This is a genomic window from Amycolatopsis rhizosphaerae (assembly GCF_007713715.1).
Taxonomy (GTDB): Bacteria; Actinomycetota; Actinomycetes; order Mycobacteriales; family Pseudonocardiaceae; genus Amycolatopsis_E; species Amycolatopsis_E rhizosphaerae.
In genome coordinates this window covers 1-4,511 of record NZ_VJWX01000558.1, presented here as the reverse complement: position 1 = coordinate 4,511, position 4,511 = coordinate 1, and the positions used below count along the sequence as shown (strand labels likewise).

Below are 4,511 nucleotides of genomic sequence, written 5' to 3'. Positions count from 1 at the left end.
GTCCCGCACACCAGCGGGACCGACCCGGCCATTCACAGCCATCGCCTGTCACTGGAGGTTCCGTGTCGATCACTCCCCCGCGCCCGCTGCCGGTCTCCCTGCGCATGTTCAGCACAGCCGATTTCAGCCGCAACTACGTGCTCCACCCGGGTGTGGAGTGCAACATCCCCCGCTGGGGCAGCGAGGACGAGTACGGCGCCTGGAGCTACGCCCGCGGCGTGCTCGTCGAGACCAGCCGCGCTCTGTACGGCACGCCGGTGTCGCTGCGCTACCGCGAACTGCTCTCCCGACAGCCGCACGAGGACCCGTCCACCGTGCCCGCCCACCTTCCGGTCGGCTACGAGATCACCGCGGTCGTCCACGATTGCACCGGCAAGCTGGTCACCGTCGTGCACCACCGCGAGACCGCGCCCCACGGCGCGCATGGCGACTTCTGGCGACTGACCGTCAACGGCATCGAGCCCGAGGACGGCCTCGCCACCCACCCACCGTCGCTGCCGTGGGCCGCCAACCAAGTCCGCTGGCACCTCCGCGAGCGGCCGCCGCTGATCCCGATCACTCGAGTGAAGCTCGCGTGACCAGCGTTTTCCCCAGCTACCCTCGACAGCAAAGGACCAGACCATGAGCGCACCGGGAAGGATGCGACCGACCAGCAGCCCCACCGCGAGCCCACCGCCACGGCGCCTGATGCGTGCCGCGCTGGAGGCGGCCACCGCCGGGCATTACGTGTTCCCGCTGTGGCCCAGGTCGAAGAAGCCCTCAATCAAGAACTGGGAGCAGGCGGCCACCCGCGATCTAGCGGCCATCCGCGAGCGATGGGCGACGCTACCGTGGAACGTCGGAATCGCGTGCGGCCCGAGCGGCCTGCTGGTGATCGACCTCGACGACGCCCACGGCCACGAGCCGCCCGAGGAATGGGCCGGTGCCCGGCACGGCCGCGACGTCTTCGCGCGACTGGCCGAGGTCGCCGGCGAGCCCTACCCAGCCCACACCTACGCCGTGCAGTCCCCGCGCGGCGGTGAACATCTCTACTTCCGGGCATCGGCCGAGCCCGAGCTGCGCAACACCTCCGGTCGCCTCGGATGGCGCATCGACACCCGCGGCGCCGGTGGGTACATCGTCGCCGCCGGATCAGTACGCGGTGAAGGGCTTTACGTGGCGCTGAACCGCGCACCGATCGCGCCGCTGCCACAGTGGCTGGTCACTCAGCTGACCCCGCCGCCACTGCCCGAACCCGCCGAGTTCTTGCCCCGGCAGAACCGGCACACCGTCGGCGAACTCGATCGCGCCGCCGCCTACCTCGAACGGGTCGCCGAAAACGTTGCCCTCGCCCAGCCCGGTCAGCGGCACGACACACTGATCCGCGCCGCCTACACCCTCGGCCGACTCGTCGCCGGCGGCGACATAGCCGAGTACGACGCCCGCGCCGCCCTGCACGAGGCTGCCGCCCGCCACGTCGGCGTCGACGACTGGAGCACCGCCGAGGCCGAGCAGACCATCAGCGACGGGCTGGAAGCCGGCGGCCACCACCCCCGCTGCCTCGCCGACTTGCCCTGACCCGCGTCGACAGCCCGGAACCCATGAACCAGTCAACGGGAGGGCAAGGCAGCAGCAGGTGAGTCCGTGCCGGGACCGTCGATCTCCGCGGAGCAGATCAGGTCGCGGCCGCCGCCGCAAGGGCGCCTGACGGCGTCGCTACGCGATGTGCTGCGCACACCCTTGCACCACCAGCCACGTCCCGATCCGGCATTCGCAGATCGACAGCCCCTCGGGCACGGACCCACCCGGTCATAACCGGGGACGGGGAACTCGAAGGGGTTGTCGGCGACCACATCGATCACCGATTCCGTGAGGAGCACGTCATGGCTGGAGAAAGCGTCATCACCATCGTCGGCAACCTGACCGCCGACCCCGAGCTGCGTTTCACCCCGTCCGGTGCAGCCGTCGCGAACTTCACCATCGCGAACAACCCGCGCGTGTTCGACCGCCAGTCCGGCGAGTGGAAGGACGGCAAGTCGCTGTTCTTACGCTGCAACATCTGGCGACAGGCTGCCGAGAACGTCGCCGAGTCCCTGACCAGGGGTGCGCGGGTAATGGTGCAAGGCCGCCTTACACAGCGGTCCTTCGAGACCAAGGAAGGTGAGAAGCGGACCGTCGTCGAGCTCGATGTCGACGAGATCGGCCCATCGCTGCGCTACGCCACCGCGAAGGTCAACAAGGCCTCCCGCTCCCACGGCGAGTCCGGCCAGGACGACGACCCGTGCGGTGCCGGTGCATACGCCGACGGCGGCGAGTCCTCCGACAAGCCGCCGTTCTGATCCTGCCCCGCACGCCCGGCGGGCCAGGACCACCTCGGTCCGGGCCCGCCGGGGGCTGTGGGGTGTCCCGCCGTCTCCGGGCGGCAGCAGACCTTCCCACCGAGCCGTGGCGCGCGCCGCCCTACCCGGCGCTGCTGCCCGCTCACCCGCGGCCGGGTGCTCGCCCGCCCCAGCGAGCGCCCGGCCGCGGCGTTTCCTCCCTTCTCGCAACAGAACGGCCGTACCTCGATCCGGACCGGCTCGGCAATAAGGTCGAGTCTGTCGGTCAGGTGACCTACCCTCGGACGACATGAAGTCCCGCTCGGTAGTGGTGTTCGGCAAGCTCATCGGCGCTGCCGGGCTCGGTGCTGCGCTCGGCGCCTCGGTCGCCGGGCTCATCGCGGTCGTGTTTGGTCAGGCGGTCCAGCCCGGCAGCACCTGGCTGACTGGCCTGCCGGCGCTCGCGGTGATTGGCGCTGGTGTCAGCGCGCTCGTCGCAGGGCTCACTCGCCGGTGGTTCCTGTCCGCCGCGGCGGACAAGCCGCACGGCGAACGCCGCCGACTGCTGCTGTTCACCGCCGCAGGCCTGGTCGTCGTACCGCTGGCGATCGCGGTGGGCCAACTGCAAGCTGCAGCCACCATGGCGATCCCGTTTATGGTCGCTGGCTCCGCGGTCACGCTGACCCTGTGGATGCGCGCCTTCCGCCGCACGCGCCGCAATCTGCACGGCGGCCGGTCCCTGATCCGCGCCGCTCGATAGGTCACGGCCAAGCCCACCGCTTCGCTGTCGGCGCTTCCGTGGAACGTTTACGCGCCCTCGCCGATGCCATACGGGACGGCCCGGATGACGCCTGCCACCGAACCGACCTGATGCGCCGCAACGGCCTGCCCGGCCGCATCCCGGCCGGCGGCGATGAGCTGTCGGGCCTTCTTCTCCGACACTGCCAACAGGTCGGCCACCTGTTCCACTGTGCGCCCGGCCTCGTGCATGGCCAGCGCCGACCTGCCCTGCTGGGCGTGCGCTCCGGCGACCTTCTCCCGCGCCTGCTCGCGCAACCGCTCGATCCGGTTCGTCAGCGCGGCGACCTTCTCCTCGCATGCGTTCTCAGCGACGGCGATCTTCTCCCCTGCGGCCATGTAGTCGCGCAGGGCTTGTTTGATCCGCTCCTCGCGTTGGCGCTCCTCCGCGAGTTGGTTTGCCAGGCGCTCGCGTGCCGCTTCCAGCTTGCGGCTCGTCGCGGTGGATCGCCGCGCCCGCTTCCTCGGGGTCGTCTGCGCCTCGGCCATTCCGCACTCTCCTCACGACGGTTGCGCTCGTCTACTCGACCGACACAGAGTATCCCCGAAGGCAACTCATATGGCCAATGCCAAGAGGAGCAGCTAAAACAGCTTAGAGTGACAGCCACAGCGAAACAGGCGAGAAGGTTCAGAAACGGCGAAGGCGTGCCCCGCCGAAGCCGGACACGCCCGCCGTGCCGTGCACAGAAGCCCGAAGGCTTACCACCGTCACCGGCGGCTCCGCCAAGACTGCGCAGACACGCGCGCCGGGCTTCGCGGGACTCAGCATGGCCCCGTACCCGACGCGAATCCTCAGTGTAGCCACCGACCTCACGTTTTCCCTCACCGCGCAACGCGAGGTCACCAAAACCCCCTCGTGCCCGAGGGTCTTATGCCACGTCAGGCGCGTCAAGGGCACCCCAAAAAATCTCCTCCGCAAGCTCCGAAGATTTTTTCGGGACCCACCCTTGACCCGCCTGCCGCAGCACAAGGAATGGCACACACGAGGGGGCGGGAGGAAAAGACCGGCGATCACCTAATCCACGATGGCGGCGGGCAAGGGTTTCTCGCCTTTTCCAGTGGAAAACCGCTGACAGGAGAGCCTGCAAACTCACCGGAAAGAGAAGCTAAAAGCGACCAGTTCCGGTCGAGATATCACACGATTGACACTAGACTGGAGACGACAAAGAAACGCCGGGAACCGCCAAGCCCGACAATTCGCAAAAATCAGCAGTGAGGTTCATTCGTCATGCCGCAGACCACGACTCTTCCCGATGCTCTCGCCGAGGTCGCCGCCCTGGTCAAGGCCGGAGACAGCCGCAAGGCCAAGCGCCAGACCCGCGAATTTCTGGACACCGCCGACGCTGAATCGCTGTCCATCATCGGCACGTGTGCCTCGATTCTGGAGAATTACCCGTACAAAATCGCCATTCTGAA

At 68.3% G+C, this 4,511-nt stretch carries 6 protein-coding genes; 5 read left to right on the top strand and 1 reads right to left on the bottom strand.

What is annotated here, in order from left to right:
* Positions 1–62: 62 nt before the first annotated feature.
* The 4 genes from FNH05_RS33040 (at position 63) to FNH05_RS33025 (ending at position 3,057) form a co-directional block, all read left to right on the top strand.
* Positions 63–578, top strand: a complete 516-nt coding sequence (locus tag FNH05_RS33040; RefSeq protein WP_144592779.1) for a hypothetical protein — start codon at positions 63–65, stop codon at positions 576–578.
* 43 nt (positions 579–621) lie between these two features.
* A complete protein-coding gene (locus FNH05_RS33035) occupies positions 622–1,557 on the top strand; it encodes a bifunctional DNA primase/polymerase (RefSeq protein WP_246128090.1) in 936 nt (311 codons plus the stop codon).
* Positions 1,558–1,862: 305 nt separating this feature from the next.
* Positions 1,863–2,318 (top strand): single-stranded DNA-binding protein, encoded by a 456-nt coding sequence (locus tag FNH05_RS33030; RefSeq protein WP_144592778.1) that lies wholly within the window; start codon positions 1,863–1,865, stop codon positions 2,316–2,318.
* 289 nt (positions 2,319–2,607) lie between these two features.
* Positions 2,608–3,057, top strand: coding sequence for a hypothetical protein (locus FNH05_RS33025; RefSeq protein WP_144592777.1), 450 nt, complete (start codon positions 2,608–2,610; stop codon positions 3,055–3,057).
* A 47-nt stretch (positions 3,058–3,104) separates the two neighbouring features.
* Here FNH05_RS33025 and FNH05_RS33020 read toward each other — a convergent pair whose 3' ends face one another.
* A complete protein-coding gene (locus FNH05_RS33020) occupies positions 3,105–3,584 on the bottom strand; it encodes a hypothetical protein (RefSeq protein ID WP_144592776.1) in 480 nt (159 codons plus the stop codon).
* Between the two features lie 739 nt (positions 3,585–4,323).
* Between FNH05_RS33020 and FNH05_RS33015 the strand changes: the two genes are divergently transcribed.
* Positions 4,324–4,511 (top strand): hypothetical protein (locus FNH05_RS33015; RefSeq protein WP_144592775.1); only part of this gene is annotated, 188 nt, incomplete at its 3' end.